The sequence below is a fragment of the Micromonospora sp. WMMA1947 genome (assembly GCF_027497355.1).
Classification (GTDB): Bacteria; Actinomycetota; Actinomycetes; order Mycobacteriales; family Micromonosporaceae; genus Micromonospora.
Genome location: NZ_CP114909.1, coordinates 3,820,739 through 3,838,151 on the forward strand (window position 1 = coordinate 3,820,739; position 17,413 = coordinate 3,838,151).

Sequence of the window (17,413 nt, forward strand, 5' to 3'; positions counted from 1 at the left end):
CCGGTCGTCGGGATCATGCTGCGCGGCAGCCACGCCCGCCGGGCCGCCACCGAGCACAGCGACGTCGACGTGGACGTGCTGGTGGCCGCCGACGAGGGACGCGCCGCCGCGGGGCACCGGCGGTCCACGTCCCGCCGCGGCACGCCGTACGCGGCCCGCCGGGCGTACCTGGCCGAGTTCGGCGGCCGCCTCGTGCACGTGTCGGTGGCCGCCCGCGACATCCGCTCCTGGGTGCGCCGCCTGGGCCAGCCCGCCGACTGGGCGTTCGGGCTCCCGGTCACCGCGCCCGCCCGGCTGCTGTGGGCGGTGCCGGAGTGGCGCCGCCGGATCGACCTGCCGGTGCTCTGCCAGCCCGCCGACGAGCCGCGCCTGGAGGAGCTGATCGCGACGCTGGGCAAGGTCGCCGCGGCCCGGGCGGCCGACGACCCGGCCGGGGTCCGGCTCGCGGCGGCCGACCTGGCCCGGCTCTGCCCCTCGGTGCTGCGGCCGGCCAACCCGTCGGTGCGCGTGGTGTCCCGCCGCGCCGCCCTGTCCGCCGCGCTGGACCTGCCGGTCGCCCCGCCCGGCTACCGCGACGACATGCTGCTCTGCCTCGGGCTGCGCGCCGGTGACCCGGCCGAGGTCGGCGCCGCCGCCGGACGGCTGGTCACCGGCATCCTCCCGCTGGTCCGCCCGTACGCGGACGAGATCGCCGCCACCCACGGCGCGGACCTGGCCGAGGCGCTCGTCGACGGCCGGGTGGACCGCTACCTCGGTCAGTTCGGCCGGGCGCTGGCGACAGTGACGCCCGCCTCCCGGGACACGTCGGCGGTACCCGGGCCGCGTGCGGGAGAATGGTCAACCGTGCCCGCCCCTGACGCGCCGCTGACCGGCGCCCCCAGTCCCGGCCCGGCCCGGCCGTCCCGGCTCGACCCGGCCATCGCGGCGAAGCTCCGCCGCACCCCGGACGGCCTGGTCGCCGCCGTGGTCCGCGCCCACGACTCGGGCGAGGTGCTGATGGTCGCCTGGATGGACGACGAGGCGCTGCACCGCACGCTCACCACCGGCCGGGCCACCTACTGGTCGCGCAGCCGCGGCGAGTACTGGGTCAAGGGCGCCACCTCGGGCAACCACCAGTACGTGCGCTCGGTGGCGCTCGACTGCGACGGCGACGCGCTGCTGGTCAGCGTCGAGCAGGTCGGGGCGGCCTGCCACACCGGGCAGCGCACCTGCTTCTTCACCGACCTGCCGGTCAGCTCCCCGGAGGTGACCCCGTGACCGACGGCACCGTCAGCCCGGACCGGTCCACCTTCGCCGACCTGGCCGCCCGCTGGCGGGTCGTGCCGGTGACCCGGCGGCTGCTCGCCGACGCGGAGACGCCGGTCGGGGTCTACCGCAAGCTGGCCGGCGGCCCCGGCACGTTCCTGCTGGAGTCCGCCGAGCAGGGCGTCGGCTCGGCCGGCACGGCCTGGTCGCGCTACTCGTTCATCGGCGTGCGCAGCAGCGCCACGCTGACCGAGCGCGACGGCGCGGCGAGCTGGACCGGCACCCCGCCGGCCGGCGTGCCCACCGGCGGCGACCCGGTCACCGTGCTGCGCGAGACGGTCGCCGCGCTCGCCGGGCCCGGCTGGGATCCGGCCGGTGACATGCCGCCGCTGACCGGCGGCCTGGTCGGCTACCTCGCCTACGACCTGGTCCGCCGCTTCGAGCGCCTGCCCGAGCTGACCGAGGACGAGCTGGACGTGCCCGAGCTGGGCATGATGCTCGCGACCGACCTGGTGGTCCTCGACCACTACGAGGGCTCCGCGATCCTGGTCGCCAACGCCGTGCTGCCGCCGCTGGACGACCCCGGCCGGGCGGAGCGGGTCGACGCCGCGTACCACCACGCCGTGGGCCGGCTCGACGCGATGACCACCGCGCTGTCCCGGCCGATTCCGCCCATGGTCTCGACAGTGGACCGGCCCGGCGTCGGCGAGGTGGTCAGCCGCACCCCCGAGGGCGGCTACCCGAAGGCGGTGGAGACGGCCAAGGAGGCGATCCGGGCCGGCGAGTGCTTCCAGATCGTGCTCAGCCAGCGCTTCGAGCGTCCCACCGAGGCCGACCCGCTCGACGTCTACCGGGTGCTGCGCACCACGAACCCCAGCCCGTACATGTACCTGCTGCGCTTCGACGGCTTCGACATCGTCGGCTCGTCGCCGGAGGCGCACCTCAAGGTCAGCGCCGGCCCGGACGGGCGGCGGCGGGCGCTGCTGCACCCGATCGCCGGCACCCGGCCGCGCGGCGGCTCCCCGGACGGCGACGCCCGGCTCGCCGCCGAGCTGCTCGCCGACCCGAAGGAACGCGCCGAGCACGTGATGCTCGTCGACCTGGGCCGCAACGACTTGGGCCGGGTGTGCCGGCCGGGCACTGTCGAGGTGCCCGAGTTCGCCACCATCGAGCGCTACAGCCACGTCATGCACATCGTCTCCACAGTCGTCGGGGAACTGCGCGAGGACCGCACCGCGTTCGACGCGCTCGCCGCGACGTTCCCGGCCGGGACGCTCAGCGGCGCGCCGAAGGTGCGCGCCATGGAGATCATCGAGGAGCTGGAGCCGGTGCGGCGCGGCGTCTACGGCGGCACCGTCGGCTACTTCGCGTTCGGCGGCGACCTGGACATGGCCATCGCGATCCGCACGGCGCTGATCCGCGACGGCCGCGCCTACGTGCAGGCCGGCGCCGGGATCGTGGCCGATTCCGACCCCGGCGCCGAGGACCGGGAGACGCGCAGCAAGGCCGCCGCCGTGCTCGCCGCCATCGCGGCCGCCGAGACGCTGCGGGCGGCCCGGTGAGCGCGCCCGGCACCACCGCGCCGCCGGCCCGCGGCCGGCGCGAACTCGCGTACGCGGTGCTGCTCTGCCTGGCCGGCGCGGGCCTGGCCTGCTGGGCGGTCACCCGGACCTGGGCGGTGGAGGCGACGGCCCGGGGGTCACTGCCGTCCGGGCGGGCCGAGCGCACCGGTACGGACCTGCTGCCCTGGGTGCTGGCGCTGACCTACGTGGGACTCGCCGGCGGTGGCGCGGTGCTCGCCACCCGGGGCCGGCTGCGCCGTCTGCTGGGTCTGCTGCTGGCCGCCGTCGGCGTGGCCGTGGCGGTCGGCGGCGGGATCGGCCTGACCGAGGCGGGGGTCAGCCGGCAGTGGCCGGTGCTGGTGCTCGCCGGCGGCCTGGCCCTGGCGGCCGGTGGCGCCTTCACCGCGCTGCGCGGCGACGGCTGGCCGGCGATGGGCGCCCGGTACGAGCGGCGATCCGCCCCGGCGGACGAGCCCGGCCGTCCGGCGGTCGAGCGTGGCACCCGGGACGCGTGGGACGCGCTGGACCGGGGCGAGGACCCGACGGTCAGCTGACCGGCTGCGCCTCGCGGGCGTCGCGCCGCTGCCGGGCCGCGGCCCGCGCGGCGGTCAGCTCGGCCACCAGCCGCTCCAGCTCGCGGCGGTGGGCGGCGCGGGCCCGGTCGGCGCAGACCGCCTCCCAGGCGTTGCCCCGTGCGGTCCGCATCCGGCCGTCGCCGGCCGTCGCGCGCTCCAGCGTGTGCACCACGCCGACGGCGAGGGAGGCGACGGTACGGGAGATGGTGGTCAAGCCGATGGTCTGGGTCGGCCCGTTGGCGCTCATGGTCACCCCATACGAGATCGTTGGCGACGGTCGGCAGCCGCCGGCGTCGAGTGTGCCCGACGACGATGCTTCCGGGTGGACGTTTCGCCGCCGTGAAGCACAGGTCAACGCTGTCGTACCGGGCGCCACCTGGGCAGGGCCGGAGGTCCTTGAGCTTGGTCACAGCCCGCCACGTGGAACCGGTCCTGCGGCCCCGGAACGATCGTGGTGAGATAGGGATGGGTGACGGTCGATGCCAGCGGTGGCGCTGCGTGACATGGCGTTCACCAGAAGTCGGCCATCATGCCACAGCCCATGTCGTGAGGTGCGCCATACCCCCGGGCACTCGTCGCCAGGTGGCGCCCCCTAGCATCGGCCCATGACGCCCGGAGAGGGGAGTCCGTTGGTGACTGCTGAGCATGCGCACGCGGAGGGGGACGACGCCGGAGCGGCGCCGTCCGCAGGGGTGCTCGACGAGATCCTGGCCGGCGTGCGCGAGGACGTGGCCCGGCGCCAGGAGCAGATTCCGCTGGAGCGGATCCGGGAACTGGCCGCCGCCGCGCCGCCGCCGCTCGACGCGTACGCGGCCCTGCGCCGCCCCGGCGTCGCAGTGATCGCCGAGGTGAAGCGCTCGTCGCCGTCCAAGGGGCGGCTGGCCGAGATCGCCGACCCGGCGGACCTGGCCGTTGACTACGCGGCAGGTGGCGCGCGGGCGATCAGCGTGCTCACCGAGGGCCGCTGGTTCGGCGGGTCGCTCGACGACCTGGCCGCGGTGCGGGCCGCGGTGAACGTGCCGGTCCTGCGCAAGGACTTCGTCGTCTCCAGCTACCAGGTGCACGAGGCCCGCGCGCACGGCGCCGACCTGGTGCTGCTGATCGTCGCCGCGCTGGAGCAGAACGTGCTGGTCGGGCTGTTGGAGCGGATCGAGTCGCTGGGCATGACCGCGCTGGTCGAGGTGCACACCGAGGAGGAGGCGGACCGCGCCCTGGAGGCCGGTGCGCAGGTGATCGGCGTGAACGCCCGCGATCTGCGTACCCTGGAGGTCGACCGCTCGGTGTTCGAGCGGATCGCGCCCGGCCTGCCGAGCAGCGTCGTCAAGATCGCCGAGTCCGGGGTGCGTGGTCCGCACGACCTGATCCGGTACGCCTCCGCCGGCGCCGACGCCGTGCTGGTGGGCGAGGGCCTGGTCACCCAGAAGAGCCCGCGCGAAGCGGTCGCCGAGCTGGTCAACGCCGGTAACCACCCGGCCACGCCCCGCCCGGTGCGCTGAGCCGCCGGGCACCCGATCCGAGAGGACGCCCGCGATGAGCGCCGCACCCGCAACCGGCCCGGTCCCCGACGCCGCCGGTCACTTCGGCCGGTTCGGCGGCCGGTTCGTCCCCGAGGCGCTCGTCGCCGCGCTGGACGAGCTGGACGCGGCGTACCGGAAGGCGATGGGCGACGAGGACTTCCTCGCCGAGTTCGACGCGCTGCTGCGCGACTACGCGGGCACCCCCTCGCTGCTCTACGAGGCCCGGCGGTTCTCCGCGCAGATCGGCGCGCGGGTCCTGCTCAAGCGCGAGGACCTCAACCACACCGGCGCGCACAAGGTCCGCAACGTGCTGGGCCAGGCGCTGCTCACCAAGCGGATGGGCAAGCGGCGGGTCATCGCGGAGACCGGCGCCGGCCAGCACGGCGTCGCCACCGCCACCGCCGCCGCGCTGTTCGACCTCGAGTGCGTCGTCTACATGGGCCAGGTGGACACCGAGCGGCAGGCGCTGAACGTGGCGCGGATGCGGATGCTCGGCGCCACCGTCGTCCCGGTGACCGCCGGTTCGCGCACGCTCAAGGACGCGATGAACGAGGCGATGCGGGACTGGGTCGCCAACGTCGAGGACACGCACTACCTGATCGGCACCGCCGCCGGGCCGCACCCGTTCCCGGAGATGGTCCGGGACTTCGTGCGCGGCATCGGCGAGGAGGCCCGCCGGCAGTGCCTGGACCTGACCGGCGCGCTGCCGGACGCGGTCGCGGCCTGCGTCGGCGGCGGCTCCAACGCGCTGGGCATCTTCCACGCGTTCGTGCCGGACACCGGGGTCCGGCTCTACGGCTTCGAGGCCGGCGGCGAGGGCGTCGACACCGGCCGGCACGCCGCCAGCATCACCGGCGGCTCGTCCGGCGTGCTGCACGGCACCCGCACGTACGTCCTCCAGGACGCCGACGGGCAGACCATCGAGTCGCACTCGATCTCGGCCGGCCTGGACTACCCGGGCGTCGGGCCGGAGCACGCCTGGCTGCACGACACCGGCCGGGCCACCTACTTGCCGGTGGACGACGCCGACGCGATGGCCGCGTTCGAGCTGCTCTGCCGCACCGAGGGGATCATCCCGGCGATCGAGAGCGCGCACGCGCTCGCCGGCGCCCGCGCGATCGCCCCCCGGCTGGCCGAGGAGTTGGGCCGGGAGCCGGTGATCGTGGTCAACCTGTCCGGGCGGGGCGACAAGGACGTGCACACCGCCGGCGCGTACTTCGGCATCCTCGACAAGGAGTGACAGCGTGAGCCGCATCGGGGTCGCCTTCGACAAGGCGCGGGCGGACGGGCGGGCGGTGCTGGTCGGCTGCATGCCGGCGGGCTTCCCGACCGTCGAGGGCAGCATCGCCGCCATGACCGCCATGGTCGAGGCGGGCGTGGACGTCATCGAGGTGGAGATCCCGTACTCCGACCCGGTGATGGACGGCCCGGTGATCCAGAAGGCGAGTGACATCGCGCTCGCCGGGGGCGTGCGCGTCGCGGACACGCTGCGCGCCGTCGAGGCGGTCGCCGCGACCGGGGCGAGCGTGGTCACCATGACCTACTGGAACCCGATCGAGCAGTACGGCGTGGACGCGTTCGCCCGCGACATGGCCGCCGCCGGCGGCACCGGCCTGGTCACGCCGGACCTGATCCCCGACGAGGCCGCCGAGTGGCTGGCCGCCTCGGACGCGCACGGCCTGGACCGGACGTTCCTGGTCTCGCCGTCCTCGACCGACGCGCGGCTGCGGATGACCGCCGAGCACTGCCGCGGGTTCGTCTACGCCACCGCGATCATGGGGGTCACCGGCGCGCGGGCGCAGACCTCCGAGGCGGCCCCGGTGCTGGTCTCCCGGCTGCGCGAGGTCACCGACATCCCGGTCGGCGTCGGGCTGGGCGTGGGCACCGGCGCGCAGGCCGCCACCGTCGCCGGGTACGCCGACGCGGTGATCGTGGGCAGCGCGCTGGTCCGCTGCGTGCTGGACGCCCCGGACCAGGCCACCGGCCTGACCGCGCTGCGCAAGCTCAGCGCCGAACTGGCCGACGGAGTCCGCAACCCCGCTCGCTGACGCCCGGGTTCCGCTCCGTCGCCACCTGCTTGATCGACTCCACTTCGCCGAGCTGGCGTGGTCCAGGACGCCGGGACACCGCCACCTCGCCGATCTGGTGTCGATCATGCGCGAGCGCGACCCGGCCGCCCGAGATCTTGGTACGAAACGGCCCTCATAGGGGCCGAAACGTACCAAGATCTTCAAGGTGTCCCGCGTGAGTGGGAGGGTGGTCAGCGGCTACTGCTGTCGGCCTGCTCGGAGGCGCGCTGGCCGGGCGGGGCGGGCGGCCCGTCGCCGGGTGGCGGGAGCGCGTCGGCGGTGGTCGTGGTGCGGCGCAGCACGCCGGAGCGCCCGGCGAGCGCGTCCGCGACCGCCGCGCGCGTCGTGGGGGTCAGCGCGCCGGGCAACCCCTCCGCGGACCACCACTCCACCAGGCACCCGGCCACCGGATCGCCCGCGGGCTGCACGCCGGCCGGCGCGGCGCGGAACACGTGCACCAGCACGTCCGGCCGCGCGCCGCACCGCCCGGCCGGTGGGGCGGGCGCCTGCGGATCGGTGACCCGGTAGAGGCCCACCAGGTCAGCCGGCTCCACCGCCCAGCCGGTCTCCGCGCGGACCGCCCGGACGACGGCGTCCGCCGGGCTCTCGTCGTGACGCAACCGGCCGCCCGGCAGGCCCCAGCGCCGGGCCCCCTCGGACCGGCGGCAGAGCAGCAGCCGGCCGGATGCGTCGGTGACGACAGCGGCGACCGCCCAGGTGAGCGGGCTCATGTACAAAGAGCCTACGACCGTGCAAACCAGATGTCATCCGACCCGCGCGGCAGGCGGCCCGGGGTGCCGCGCACACAGTCCGCACCGGTACCGTGTGCACCCGTGACCCTCGCCCCGATGACCCCACTGGCGGCCATGCCCAGCCCCAGCACCGCCGTCTGGCAGCTCGGTCCGGTTCCGATCCGGGCGTACGCGCTCTGCATCATCCTCGGCATCGTGGTGGCCTGCGTGGTCACCGAGTACCGGCTGCGCCGCCGCGGTGTCGCGCCGGGCGCGGTGCTCGACATCGCCGTCTGGGCGGTGCCGGCGGGCATCATCGGCGCGCGGATCTACCACGTGATCACCTCGCCGGAGAAATACTTCGGTGCCGGCGGCGAGCCGATCAAGGCGCTCTACATCTGGGAGGGCGGCCTCGGCATCTGGGGCGCGGTGGCCGGTGGCGCGGTCGGCGCGTGGCTCGCCGCCCGGCAGCTCGGCATCCCGTTCACGGTGATCGCCGACGCGCTGGCGCCGGGCCTGCCCCTGGCGCAGGCGGTCGGCCGCCTGGGCAACTGGTTCAACAACGAGCTGTACGGCGGGCGCACCACGCTGCCCTGGGGCCTCGAGGTGCACGTGATGGACCCGGACAACCCGGGGCACGCGCTGCGCGACGACGCCGGCAACCCGGTGCTCCAGCCGGGGCTCTACCACCCGACGTTCCTCTACGAGGCGCTCTGGAACGTCGGCGTCGCCGCGCTGGTGCTCTACCTCGACCGCAAGCTGCGGCTCGGGCGCGGCCGGGCGTTCGCGCTCTACGTGATGGGTTACACGGCGGGCCGGTTCTGGATCGAGCTGATGCGCACCGACGAGGCGAACCTGATCCTCGGCGTACGCCTCAACGTCTGGACCGCCGCGCTGGTCTTCCTCGGCGCGCTGGCCTACTTCATCCGGGTCCGCGGTCCCCGCGAATACCTGGTGCCGGTGGGCGAGCCGGCCCCCGCTGCCGGCCCCGCGGGCGACGTGTCCCAGGTCGACCTCTCCGCCCGGGACGCCGACGTACGACCGGTCGCGCCCGAGGGCTACCGGGTGGTGACCGAGGACCAGTTCGAGGCATACCGGAAGACCGGCGTGCTGCCCCCGGTGGAGCCGCCGGCCGACGACGAACCGGCACCGGCCGACTCCGCCGCCGGCACCGCGACGGACGGCGACGACAGCGCGGACGCCGACCGGGCGGACGGCGACGGCACGGACCCGGAGCGGGCGGACGCCGAGCGGACGAACGCCGGCCGGGCTGACGGCGGCGGGCGCCCGGCGGACCGGGACAGCTGAGCGGGGGAGTCATGCGCAGCGCGGTGGTGGTCGGCGCCGGCCTCGGCGGAATGGCGGCGGCCGGTGTGCTGGCCCGGTCGGGCTGGCAGGTCACGCTGCTGGAACGCGCCGACCGGGTCCGCCCGGAGCCGACCGCCGTGGTGCTCTGGCCCAACGGGGTCCGCGCGCTGCGTGCCCTCGGGCTGGGCGACGGGCTGGACGCGATCGCCACCCCGCTGCCCGACGGCGGCGTCCGCCGGCCGGACGGCCACTGGCTGGTGCAGGCCCGGTCCACGCCGGCCGAACGGATGCCGGTGGTGGTGCACCGGGAGGATCTGCACGACGCGCTCATCGCGGGCCTGGGTGACCGGGTCGAACTGCGGACCGGCGTGACGGTGCGGACGGTACGCGCGGCGCCGGGCGAGCGCCCGGCGGTGGGCGACGGCCGGCACACCTACGAGGCGGACCTGGTGGTGGCCGCCGACGGCACCGACAGCGAGATCCGGCGGCACCTCGCCCCGGAGACCGCCGTGGTCAGCTCCGGCTGTGCCGCCTGGCGCGCGGTCATCCCCTGGTACCGCGCCCCGCAGCTGCCGGACGACCAGCCGGTGCACGGCGAGACGCTCGGCGCCGGGTACCGCTTCCTGGCCGCCTCGCTCGGCGAGCGGGGCACCGCGGGCGCCTCCCGCCGGGGCGGCGTCTACTGGGTCGCCACCGCCGCGGGCGCGCCCCGCCCGGAGCCGCCGGAGATCCAGCTCGCGCTGCTCAAGCGCTGGTTCGCGGGCTGGCCCGCCCCGATCGCCACGCTGCTGGAGGCGACCGACCCGGAGGACGTCGTCCAGCAGGAGATCCGTGAGCTGCGTCCGCTGCCGAAGGCGTACGGCTTCCCGGCCGGCCCGGGCGGCGTAGTGCTGCTCGGCGACGCCGCGCACGCCATGCCGCCGCACCTCGGGCAGGGCGCCTGCCTGGCGTTCGAGGACGCGGCGACGCTGGCCGGGCTGCTGCGGGAGTCGCGGCTGCCCGACGCGGTGACCGCGTACGACAGGTTGCGCCGCCCCCGGGCGGCCACGATGGTCCGGCAGACCCGGCGGATGTCGGCGGTCCTGCAGGCTCGGGGCCGGCTGGCGCTCCGGGCCCGGGACGCCGCCCTGGGCACGATCAGCCCGCGACTGCGCAACACCGCCGCCGCGGCGGCCGCCGCCTGGCAGCCGCCGTCCTGACCGTCCTGACGCGGCCCTCGGGGGCGCGCGGTCCCCGCGCGGGCGGGCGGCCCGCGCCGGTGCTCAGATGACGGCTGCGGGCTCGGCGATGCAGGCGGTGCCGATCCGGCGGAACCCGACCCGCAGGTAGACGCGGGCGATGTCCTCGCTGCCCGCGCTCAGGAAGATCAGGCCGGTGCCGGCGGCGCGCAGTTCCCGGGCCAGGGTGGCGGTCACCGCGGCGCCCAGCCCGCGCTGCCGGGCGGACGGCAGCGTGGCCACGCCGGCGATCTCCGCCACGTCGTCGACCCGCATCGCCATCCCGCTCGCGAGCGCGCCCTCCTCGGGCGTCTCGGCGAGCACCGAGATGCGCCGCCCGTCGGCGACCCGGGCCGCCTCCTCCTCCAGCGCGGCCACGTCCAGCTGGGCGAGGGCGGCGTCCCGCTCGGCCGGTCCGGCCTCGCCGCGCGCCGTGCCGCCGTTGGCGAAGCCGACCGCCGCGACGGCCCGCCGCAGCGCGATGTCCGCCGCGAAGCCGGGGTCGCCGGGGTCCAGCACCCGCACCGGTACGTCGCTGAAGGTCCCCGGCTCGGGCAGCCGCTCCGGCTCCAGCAGCATCAGCGGTGCCTCCAGCACGCTGAGCCCGGCCGAGCGGGCCACCGCCAGCAGGTCGGGCTGGTGCTCGTGCACCCACTCGAACGCCTCCGGCAGGCCCAGTTCCCGCTGCCGCGCGCGGACCGCGGTGACGTCGGCGAGCGTGGGCGCCTCGGTGGCGTCGTGCCGGGGCCGGGCGTAGAACGGCCAGCCGTCCCCGTCCCGGACGAACAGCACCAGAGCGCCGTAATCCTCGGTCCGGGCCCCGTCGCGGGGCACCGCGTCGTAGAACCGCTCCAACCGGGCGAGTACGTCAGCGCGTGCGAGATCCACCGCGCGAGACTACACGTCCCAGCATCTGGAAGTGTGATCAATCTGAACTGGTCTTGCGCCGGAAGCCCTAACGTAGACTCAATAAACCGCAGAGGGCCGACGTCGTCCCCAATCATGATCCATCCTGAGTGACGACAGGAGGCCCGGTGGCCTTTCCGTACCCTCACAGCCCGCAGCCGGCCCCACCGACCGGGCTATACGACCCCGCGTACGAGCACGACGCCTGCGGCGTGGCCTTCGTGGCCGACCTGCACGGGCGGCGCTCGCACCAGGTCGTCGCGAACGGCCTCGGGGCGCTGTGCCGGCTCGACCACCGGGGCGCCCGGGGCGCGGAGCACAACACCGGGGACGGCGCCGGCATCATGATCCAGGTGCCGGACGCGTTCCTGCGCGCCACCGTCGACTTCCCGCTGCCCCCGGCCGGCCAGTACGCCACCGGCCTGGTGTTCCTGCCGGACGACGACGCGGCCGAGGCCCGTGCCCGCCAGGTGGTCGACAAGTACGCGCTGGTCGAGGGCGCCGACGTGCTCGGCTGGCGGGAGGTGCCGACCGACCCGTCCGATCTGGGGGAGACCGCGCTCGCGGCGATGCCCCGGGTCCGGCAGCTGTTCGTCGCCGCGCACCGGCTGACCGGCTCGCCGGACGGCCCGGCCGGCTCCCCGCTGACCGGGCTCGACCTGGACCGGGTGGCGTTCTGCCTGCGCAAGCAGGTCGAGCGGGAGACCGCCGAGCGGGGCGTGCCGGCGTACTTCCCGTCGCTGTCCGGCCGCACCATGGTGTGGAAGGGCATGCTCACCCCGGACCAGCTCCCGGCGTTCTACCCGGAGCTGACCGACGAGCGGGTGGTCAGCGCCATCGCCCTGGTGCACTCGCGGTTCTCCACGAACACGTTCCCGTCGTGGCCGCTGGCGCACCCGTACCGGTTCATCGCGCACAACGGCGAGATCAACACGATCCGCGGCAACCGGAACTGGATGCAGGCCCGCGAGGCGCTGCTGCGCAGCCCGAGCATCCCCGGCAACATCCGCCGCGTCTTCCCGGTCTGCACCCCGGCGGCGTCCGACTCGGCCAACTTCGACGAGGTGCTGGAACTGCTGCACCTGGCCGGGCGGAGCCTGCCGCACGCGGTGCTCATGATGATCCCCGAGGCGTGGGAGAACGACCCGGACATGCGCGCCGACAAGCGCGCGTTCTACCGCTTCCACGCCAGCCTGATGGAGCCGTGGGACGGCCCGGCGTCGGTCGCGTTCACCGACGGCGAGATCGTCGGCGCGGTGCTGGACCGCAACGGCCTGCGCCCGGGCCGCTGGTGGCACACCGCCGACGGCCTGGTGGTGCTCGGCAGCGAGGCGGGCGTGCTCGACCTCGACCCGGCCACCGTGGTCGCCAAGGGCCGGCTCCAGCCCGGCAAGATGTTCCTGGTCGACACCGTCAACGGCCGGATCGTCTCCGACGACGAGATCAAGACCGAACTGGCCGCCGAGCAGCCGTACCAGGAGTGGCTGCACGCCGGCCTGATCGAGCTGGACGACCTGCCGCCGCGCGAGCACACCGTCTACACCCATGACTCGGTACGCCGCCGCCAGCAGACGTTCGGCTACACCGAGGAGGAGCTGAAGATCCTGCTCGGCCCGATGGCCCGCAGCGGCGCGGAGCCGATCGGCTCGATGGGCACGGACACCCCGATCGCCCCGCTGTCCACCCGGCCGCGGCTGCTCTACGACTACTTCCACCAGCTGTTCGCCCAGGTCACCAACCCGCCGCTGGACGCCATCCGGGAGGAGCTGGTGACCAGCCTGGCGTCCACCATCGGGCCGGAGGGCAACCTGCTCGACCCGGGCCCGGCGAGCTGCCGGCAGATCGTGCTGCCGTACCCGGTGATCGACAACGACGAGCTGGCCAAGATCCTGTCCATCGACGAGGACGGCGACCTGCCCGGCTTCAAGGCGGTGCGGGTCTCCGGGCTCTACCGCCTGCGCGACGGCGGCGCCGGCATCAAGGCCCGGCTGACCGAGATCTGCCGGCACGTCTCCGAGGCGATCGAGGACGGCGTCCGCATCCTGGTGCTCTCCGACCGGGACTCCAACGCCGACCTGGCCCCGATCCCGTCGCTGCTGCTCACCGCCGCGGTGCACCAGCACCTGGTCCGCGAGCAGACCCGTACCCAGGTGGCGCTGATCGTCGAGTCCGGCGACTGCCGCGAGGTGCACCACGCGGCCGTGCTGATCGGGTACGGCGCGGCGGCGGTCAACCCGTACCTGGCCTTCGAGTCGGTGGAGGACATGATCTCCACCGGCGTGCTGGCCGGCGTGGACCGGGTGAAGGCCGTCCGCAACTACGTCAAGGCGCTCGGCAAGGGCGTCCTGAAGATCATGTCGAAGATGGGCATCTCGACCGTGTCGTCGTACTGCGGCGCGCAGGTCTTCGAGGCCGTCGGCCTGGACACCCGCCTGGTCCAGCGGTACTTCCGCGGTACGCCGAGCACCATCGGCGGCATCGGGCTGAACGAGATCCACGCCGAGGTGGCGGCCCGGCACGCGCGGGCCTGGCCGGCGCCGGGCGCGCAGGCCACCGACCGGCTGGAGGTCGGCGGCGAGTACCAGTGGCGCCGCGAGGGCGAGCTGCACCTGTTCAACCCGGAGACGGTCTTCCTGCTCCAGCACGCCACCCGCAGCCGCCAGTACGACGTGTTCCGGCAGTACACCGCCAAGGTCGACGAGCTGGCCGCGCAGGCGGGCTCGCTGCGCGGGCTGTTCACGCTGCGCACCGGCGTACGCCCGGCGGTGCCGCTGGACGAGGTCGAGCCGGCGAGCGAGATCGTCAAGCGCTTCGCCACCGGCGCCATGTCGTACGGGTCGATCTCGGCGGAGGCGCACGAGACGCTCGCCATCGCGATGAACCGGCTCGGCGGCAAGTCCAACACCGGCGAGGGCGGCGAGGACGTCGAGCGGCTGCACGACCCGGCGCGCCGCTCCGCGGTCAAGCAGATCGCCAGCGGCCGGTTCGGCGTGACCAGCGAATACCTCGTCAACGCCGACGACCTGCAGATCAAGATGGCGCAGGGCGCGAAGCCCGGCGAGGGCGGGCAGCTACCCGGCAACAAGGTCTGGCCGTGGATCGCCCGGACCCGGCACGCCACCCCGGGCGTCGGCCTGATCTCCCCGCCGCCGCACCACGACATCTACTCCATCGAGGATCTCGCCCAGCTCGTCCACGACCTGAAGTGCGTCAACCCGGCCGCCCGGGTGCACGTCAAGCTGGTCAGCGAGGTGGGCGTGGGCACCGTCGCGGCGGGCGTGGCCAAGCTCAAGGCCGACGTCATCCTGATCTCCGGGCACGACGGCGGCACCGGCGCGTCCCCGCTGAACTCGCTCAAGCACGCCGGCACCCCGTGGGAGCTGGGCCTGGCCGAGGCGCAGCAGACGCTGCTGCTCAACAAGCTGCGCGACCGGGTGACGGTGCAGGTCGACGGCCAGCTCAAGACCGGCCGGGACGTGCTGATCGCGGCGCTGCTCGGCGCCGAGGAGTTCGGCTTCGCCACCGCGCCGCTGATCGTCGAGGGCTGCGTGATGATGCGGGTGTGCCACCTGGATACCTGTCCGGTCGGCATCGCCACCCAGAACCCGGTGCTGCGCGAGCGCTTCACCGGCCGCCCCGAGTTCGTGGAGAACTTCTTCCTCTTCCTCGCCGAGGAGGTCCGCGGCTACCTGGCCGAGCTGGGCTTCCGCAGCATCGACGAGGCGATCGGCCACACCGAGCTGCTCGACGTGGCCGGTGCGATCGACCACTGGAAGGGCCACGGGCTCGACCTGAGCCGCGTGCTGCACCTGCCGGAGCTGCCCGAGGGCGCGGCCCGCCGGGGTGTACGCGCCCAGGACCACGGCCTCGACGTGGCGCTGGACAACCGGCTCATCGAGCTGGCCGGGCCGGCGCTGCGCGACGGCACCCCGGTGCGGGTCGAGGTCGAGGTCCGCAACGAGCACCGCAGCGTCGGCGCGATGCTCGGCGGCGAGGTGACCCGCCGCTTCGGCGGCGAGGGCCTGCCCGACGACACGATCGAGTTCCGGCTGCGCGGCACCGCCGGCCAGTCGTTCGGCGCGTTCCTGCCGCGCGGGGTCACGCTGCGCCTGTACGGCGACGCCAACGACTACGTCGGCAAGGGCCTGTCCGGCGGGCGGATCGTGGTCCGGCCGGACGCCGACGCGCCGTTCGTCGGCGTGGACGCCGCGCCGGGCCGCCGCGCCGAGGACCAGATCATCGCCGGCAACACCATCCTGTACGGCGCCACCGGCGGCGAGGTGTACCTGCGCGGCCGGGTGGGGGAGCGGTTCGCGGTCCGCAACTCCGGCGCCGTGGCGGTGGTCGAGGGCCTCGGCGACCACGGCTGCGAGTACATGACCGGCGGCACCGTCGTGGTGCTCGGGCCGACCGGGCGCAACTTCGCCGCCGGCATGTCCGGCGGCACCGCGTTCGTGCACCGGCTCGACCAGCGGCTCGTCAACGCCGAACTGGTCGACCTGGCGCCGCTGCGCGACGAGGAACGCGACCGGCTGCACGAGCTGGTCCAGCGGCACTTCGCCGAGACGGACTCGGCGGTCGCCGAGGACCTGCTCAAGCGCTGGCCGCAGGCGGTGGAGGAGTTCACCGCCGTGGTGCCCCGGGACTACCGCCGGGTCATGGAGATCATGCGGGCCGCCGAAGCCGCCGGCCGAGACGTCGACGACGCGGTGATGAGTGCCCTCTCGCCCGCGCCGCTGCCGCCCGCGCCGCGGGCGGTCGCCCAGGAGGTGGCTCGTGCCTGACCCGAACGGTTTCCTGCGCTACGACCGGCGGCTGCCGGCCCGCCGTCCGGTGCCGGTGCGCATCTCCGACTGGCGCGAGGTCTACCCGCCGGCCGGTGAGGAGCTGATCCGCGAGCAGGCCACCCGCTGCATGGACTGCGGCATCCCGTTCTGCCACGACGGTTGCCCGCTGGGCAACCGCATCCCGGACTGGAACGATCTGGTCCGCACCGGCAACTGGGACGCCGCGGTGGACTCGCTGCACGCCACCAACAACTTCCCCGAGTTCACCGGCCGGCTCTGCCCGGCGCCGTGTGAGGCGGCCTGCGTGCTCGGCCTGGGCGGCCAGCAGCCGGTCACCATCAAGCAGGTCGAGGTGGAGATCGCCGACGCGGCGGTGGCCCGCGACGGCCTGCGGCCCCGGCCCGCCGCCGCCCCGACCGGCCGGTCGGTCGCGGTGGTCGGGTCCGGTCCGGCCGGGCTGGCCGCCGCGCAGCAGCTCGCCCGCGCCGGTCACACGGTCACCGTGTACGAGCGCGACGACGCGATCGGCGGTCTGCTCCGCTACGGCATCCCCGACTTCAAGCTGGAGAAGCAGCACATCGACAAGCGGCTGGCGCAGCTCACCGCCGAGGGTGTGCGCTTCCGTACCGGCGTCGAGGTCGGCGTCGACGTGACCGCCGAGCAGCTGCGCGCCGAGCACGACGCGGTGCTGCTGGCCTGCGGCGCGTTGCAGGGCCGGGACACCCCGGAGACGCCGGGCCGGCCGCTGCGCGGCGTGCACCAGGCGATGGCGCACCTGGTCGCCGCGAACCGGGTGGTGGCCGCCGCCGGGGACGGGAAGCCCGCCCTCGCGACGCTGCCCGACGGTACGCCTATCGACGCCGCCGGCAAGCACGTGGTGATCATCGGCGGTGGCGACACCGCCGCGGACTGCCTCGGCGTGGCGCACCGGCAGGGCGCGGCCGGCGTGCACCAGCTCGACCTCTACCCGCAGCCGCCGTCCGAGCGCGACGCGGAGCGCGACCCGTGGCCGACCTGGCCGTGGGTGCTGCGCAACTACCCGGCCCACGAGGAGGGCGGCGCGCGGGTCTTCGCCGTCGCCGTGCAGGAGTTCGTGGACGACGGCACCGGCCAGGTCCGCGCGGTCCGGATCGCCGAGGTGACAGTGGAGAAGGTGGACGGTCGCCGGATCGTCACGCCGCTGCCCGGCTCGGAGCGGGAGATCCCGGCCGACCTGGTGCTGCTCGCCATCGGCTTCGAGGGCACCGAGGAGCAGCCGCTGCTGGCCCAGTTCGGGGTGGCCCGCAACGGCCGGGGCGCTGTCGACGCCCGCCCGGACTGGCAGGCCGCCGACGGCGTCTTCGTCGCCGGTGACATGCACCGGGGTGCGTCGCTGATCGTGTGGGCGATCGCCGAGGGACGCGCCGCCGCCGCGGCGATCCACGCGTACCTGGGCGGGGTGGGCGAGCTGCCCGCCCCGGTCGACCCGGCCCGCCAGCCGCTCGCCGCCAGATGAA

Annotated in this window: 13 protein-coding genes and 1 pseudogene; 11 read left to right on the forward strand and 3 right to left on the reverse strand. The window is 75.0% G+C overall.

The window, feature by feature from the left end:
• Positions 1-15: 15 nt before the first annotated feature.
• From O7604_RS18370 to O7604_RS18385, 4 genes and pseudogenes are all read left to right on the forward strand, one after another.
• Positions 16-663, forward strand: a pseudogene (locus tag O7604_RS18370) (phosphoribosyl-AMP cyclohydrolase); the annotation flags it as partial.
• Positions 664-843: 180 nt separating this feature from the next.
• Positions 844-1,257, forward strand: coding sequence for a phosphoribosyl-AMP cyclohydrolase (hisI, locus tag O7604_RS18375; RefSeq protein WP_269707052.1), 414 nt, complete (start codon positions 844-846; stop codon positions 1,255-1,257).
• Positions 1,254-2,807 carry an anthranilate synthase component I gene (locus tag O7604_RS18380; protein ID WP_281577205.1) on the forward strand — a complete coding sequence of 518 codons (1,554 nt, stop codon included), beginning with the start codon at positions 1,254-1,256 and terminating at the stop codon, positions 2,805-2,807. The genes hisI and O7604_RS18380 overlap by 4 nt, the downstream gene beginning before the upstream one ends.
• On the forward strand, positions 2,804-3,361 hold the full coding sequence (locus O7604_RS18385) for a Trp biosynthesis-associated membrane protein (RefSeq protein ID WP_281577206.1): 558 nt from the start codon (positions 2,804-2,806) through the stop codon (positions 3,359-3,361). Before O7604_RS18380 ends, O7604_RS18385 begins: the two co-directional genes overlap by 4 nt.
• On the opposite strand, the gene O7604_RS18390 is transcribed toward O7604_RS18385, so the two are convergent.
• The gene (locus O7604_RS18390) at positions 3,354-3,629 is read right to left on the reverse strand and encodes a hypothetical protein (protein ID WP_269704935.1); all 276 of its coding nucleotides are present in this window, start codon (positions 3,627-3,629) and stop codon (positions 3,354-3,356) included. The two genes, O7604_RS18385 and O7604_RS18390, sit on opposite strands and share 8 nt — an antisense overlap.
• A 445-nt stretch (positions 3,630-4,074) precedes the next feature.
• On the opposite strand from O7604_RS18390, the gene trpC reads away from it, so the two are divergent.
• Genes trpC through trpA form a run of 3 tightly spaced genes read left to right on the forward strand, consistent with a single transcriptional unit; the run spans position 4,075 to position 6,947 of the window.
• The gene (gene trpC / locus O7604_RS18395; protein ID WP_281579980.1) at positions 4,075-4,878 is read left to right on the forward strand and encodes an indole-3-glycerol phosphate synthase TrpC; all 804 of its coding nucleotides are present in this window, start codon (positions 4,075-4,077) and stop codon (positions 4,876-4,878) included.
• A gap of 34 nt (positions 4,879-4,912) precedes the next feature.
• Positions 4,913-6,139 (forward strand): tryptophan synthase subunit beta, encoded by a 1,227-nt coding sequence (trpB, locus tag O7604_RS18400; RefSeq protein WP_269704936.1) that lies wholly within the window; start codon positions 4,913-4,915, stop codon positions 6,137-6,139.
• A gap of 4 nt (positions 6,140-6,143) precedes the next feature.
• Positions 6,144-6,947 carry a tryptophan synthase subunit alpha gene (gene trpA, locus O7604_RS18405; protein WP_269704937.1) on the forward strand — a complete coding sequence of 268 codons (804 nt, stop codon included), beginning with the start codon at positions 6,144-6,146 and terminating at the stop codon, positions 6,945-6,947.
• A 212-nt stretch (positions 6,948-7,159) separates the two neighbouring features.
• On the opposite strand, the gene O7604_RS18410 is transcribed toward trpA, so the two are convergent.
• Entirely contained in the window at positions 7,160-7,699 is a 540-nt protein-coding gene (locus tag O7604_RS18410) for an NUDIX domain-containing protein (protein WP_281577207.1), read from the reverse strand.
• 102 nt (positions 7,700-7,801) lie between these two features.
• On the opposite strand from O7604_RS18410, the gene lgt reads away from it, so the two are divergent.
• Together lgt and O7604_RS18420 are read left to right on the forward strand one after the other, a co-directional pair.
• Positions 7,802-9,007, forward strand: a complete 1,206-nt coding sequence (gene lgt / locus O7604_RS18415) for a prolipoprotein diacylglyceryl transferase (RefSeq protein ID WP_281577208.1) — start codon at positions 7,802-7,804, stop codon at positions 9,005-9,007.
• Between the two features lie 11 nt (positions 9,008-9,018).
• Entirely contained in the window at positions 9,019-10,206 is a 1,188-nt protein-coding gene (locus O7604_RS18420; protein ID WP_269704940.1) for an NAD(P)/FAD-dependent oxidoreductase, read from the forward strand.
• Between the two features lie 63 nt (positions 10,207-10,269).
• On the opposite strand, the gene O7604_RS18425 is transcribed toward O7604_RS18420, so the two are convergent.
• Entirely contained in the window at positions 10,270-11,112 is an 843-nt protein-coding gene (locus tag O7604_RS18425; protein ID WP_269704941.1) for a GNAT family N-acetyltransferase, read from the reverse strand.
• A 146-nt stretch (positions 11,113-11,258) separates the two neighbouring features.
• On the opposite strand from O7604_RS18425, the gene gltB reads away from it, so the two are divergent.
• Positions 11,259-15,914, forward strand: a complete 4,656-nt coding sequence (gene gltB / locus O7604_RS18430) for a glutamate synthase large subunit (RefSeq protein ID WP_281577209.1) — start codon at positions 11,259-11,261, stop codon at positions 15,912-15,914.
• Positions 15,907-17,412 carry a glutamate synthase subunit beta gene (locus O7604_RS18435; protein WP_281577210.1) on the forward strand — a complete coding sequence of 502 codons (1,506 nt, stop codon included), beginning with the start codon at positions 15,907-15,909 and terminating at the stop codon, positions 17,410-17,412. The genes gltB and O7604_RS18435 overlap by 8 nt, the downstream gene beginning before the upstream one ends.
• Position 17,413 lies beyond the last annotated feature (1 nt).

Excerpts from the sequence above, each read along its gene's own strand:
- O7604_RS18390 (WP_269704935.1), bottom strand. The coding sequence starts at position 3,629 with ATGAGCGCCAACGGGCCGACCCAGACCATCGGCTTGACCACCATCTCC.
- trpB (WP_269704936.1), top strand. The coding sequence starts at position 4,913 with ATGAGCGCCGCACCCGCAACCGGCCCGGTCCCCGACGCCGCCGGTCAC.
- O7604_RS18410 (WP_281577207.1), bottom strand. The coding sequence starts at position 7,699 with ATGAGCCCGCTCACCTGGGCGGTCGCCGCTGTCGTCACCGACGCATCC.
- O7604_RS18420 (WP_269704940.1), top strand. The coding sequence starts at position 9,019 with ATGCGCAGCGCGGTGGTGGTCGGCGCCGGCCTCGGCGGAATGGCGGCG.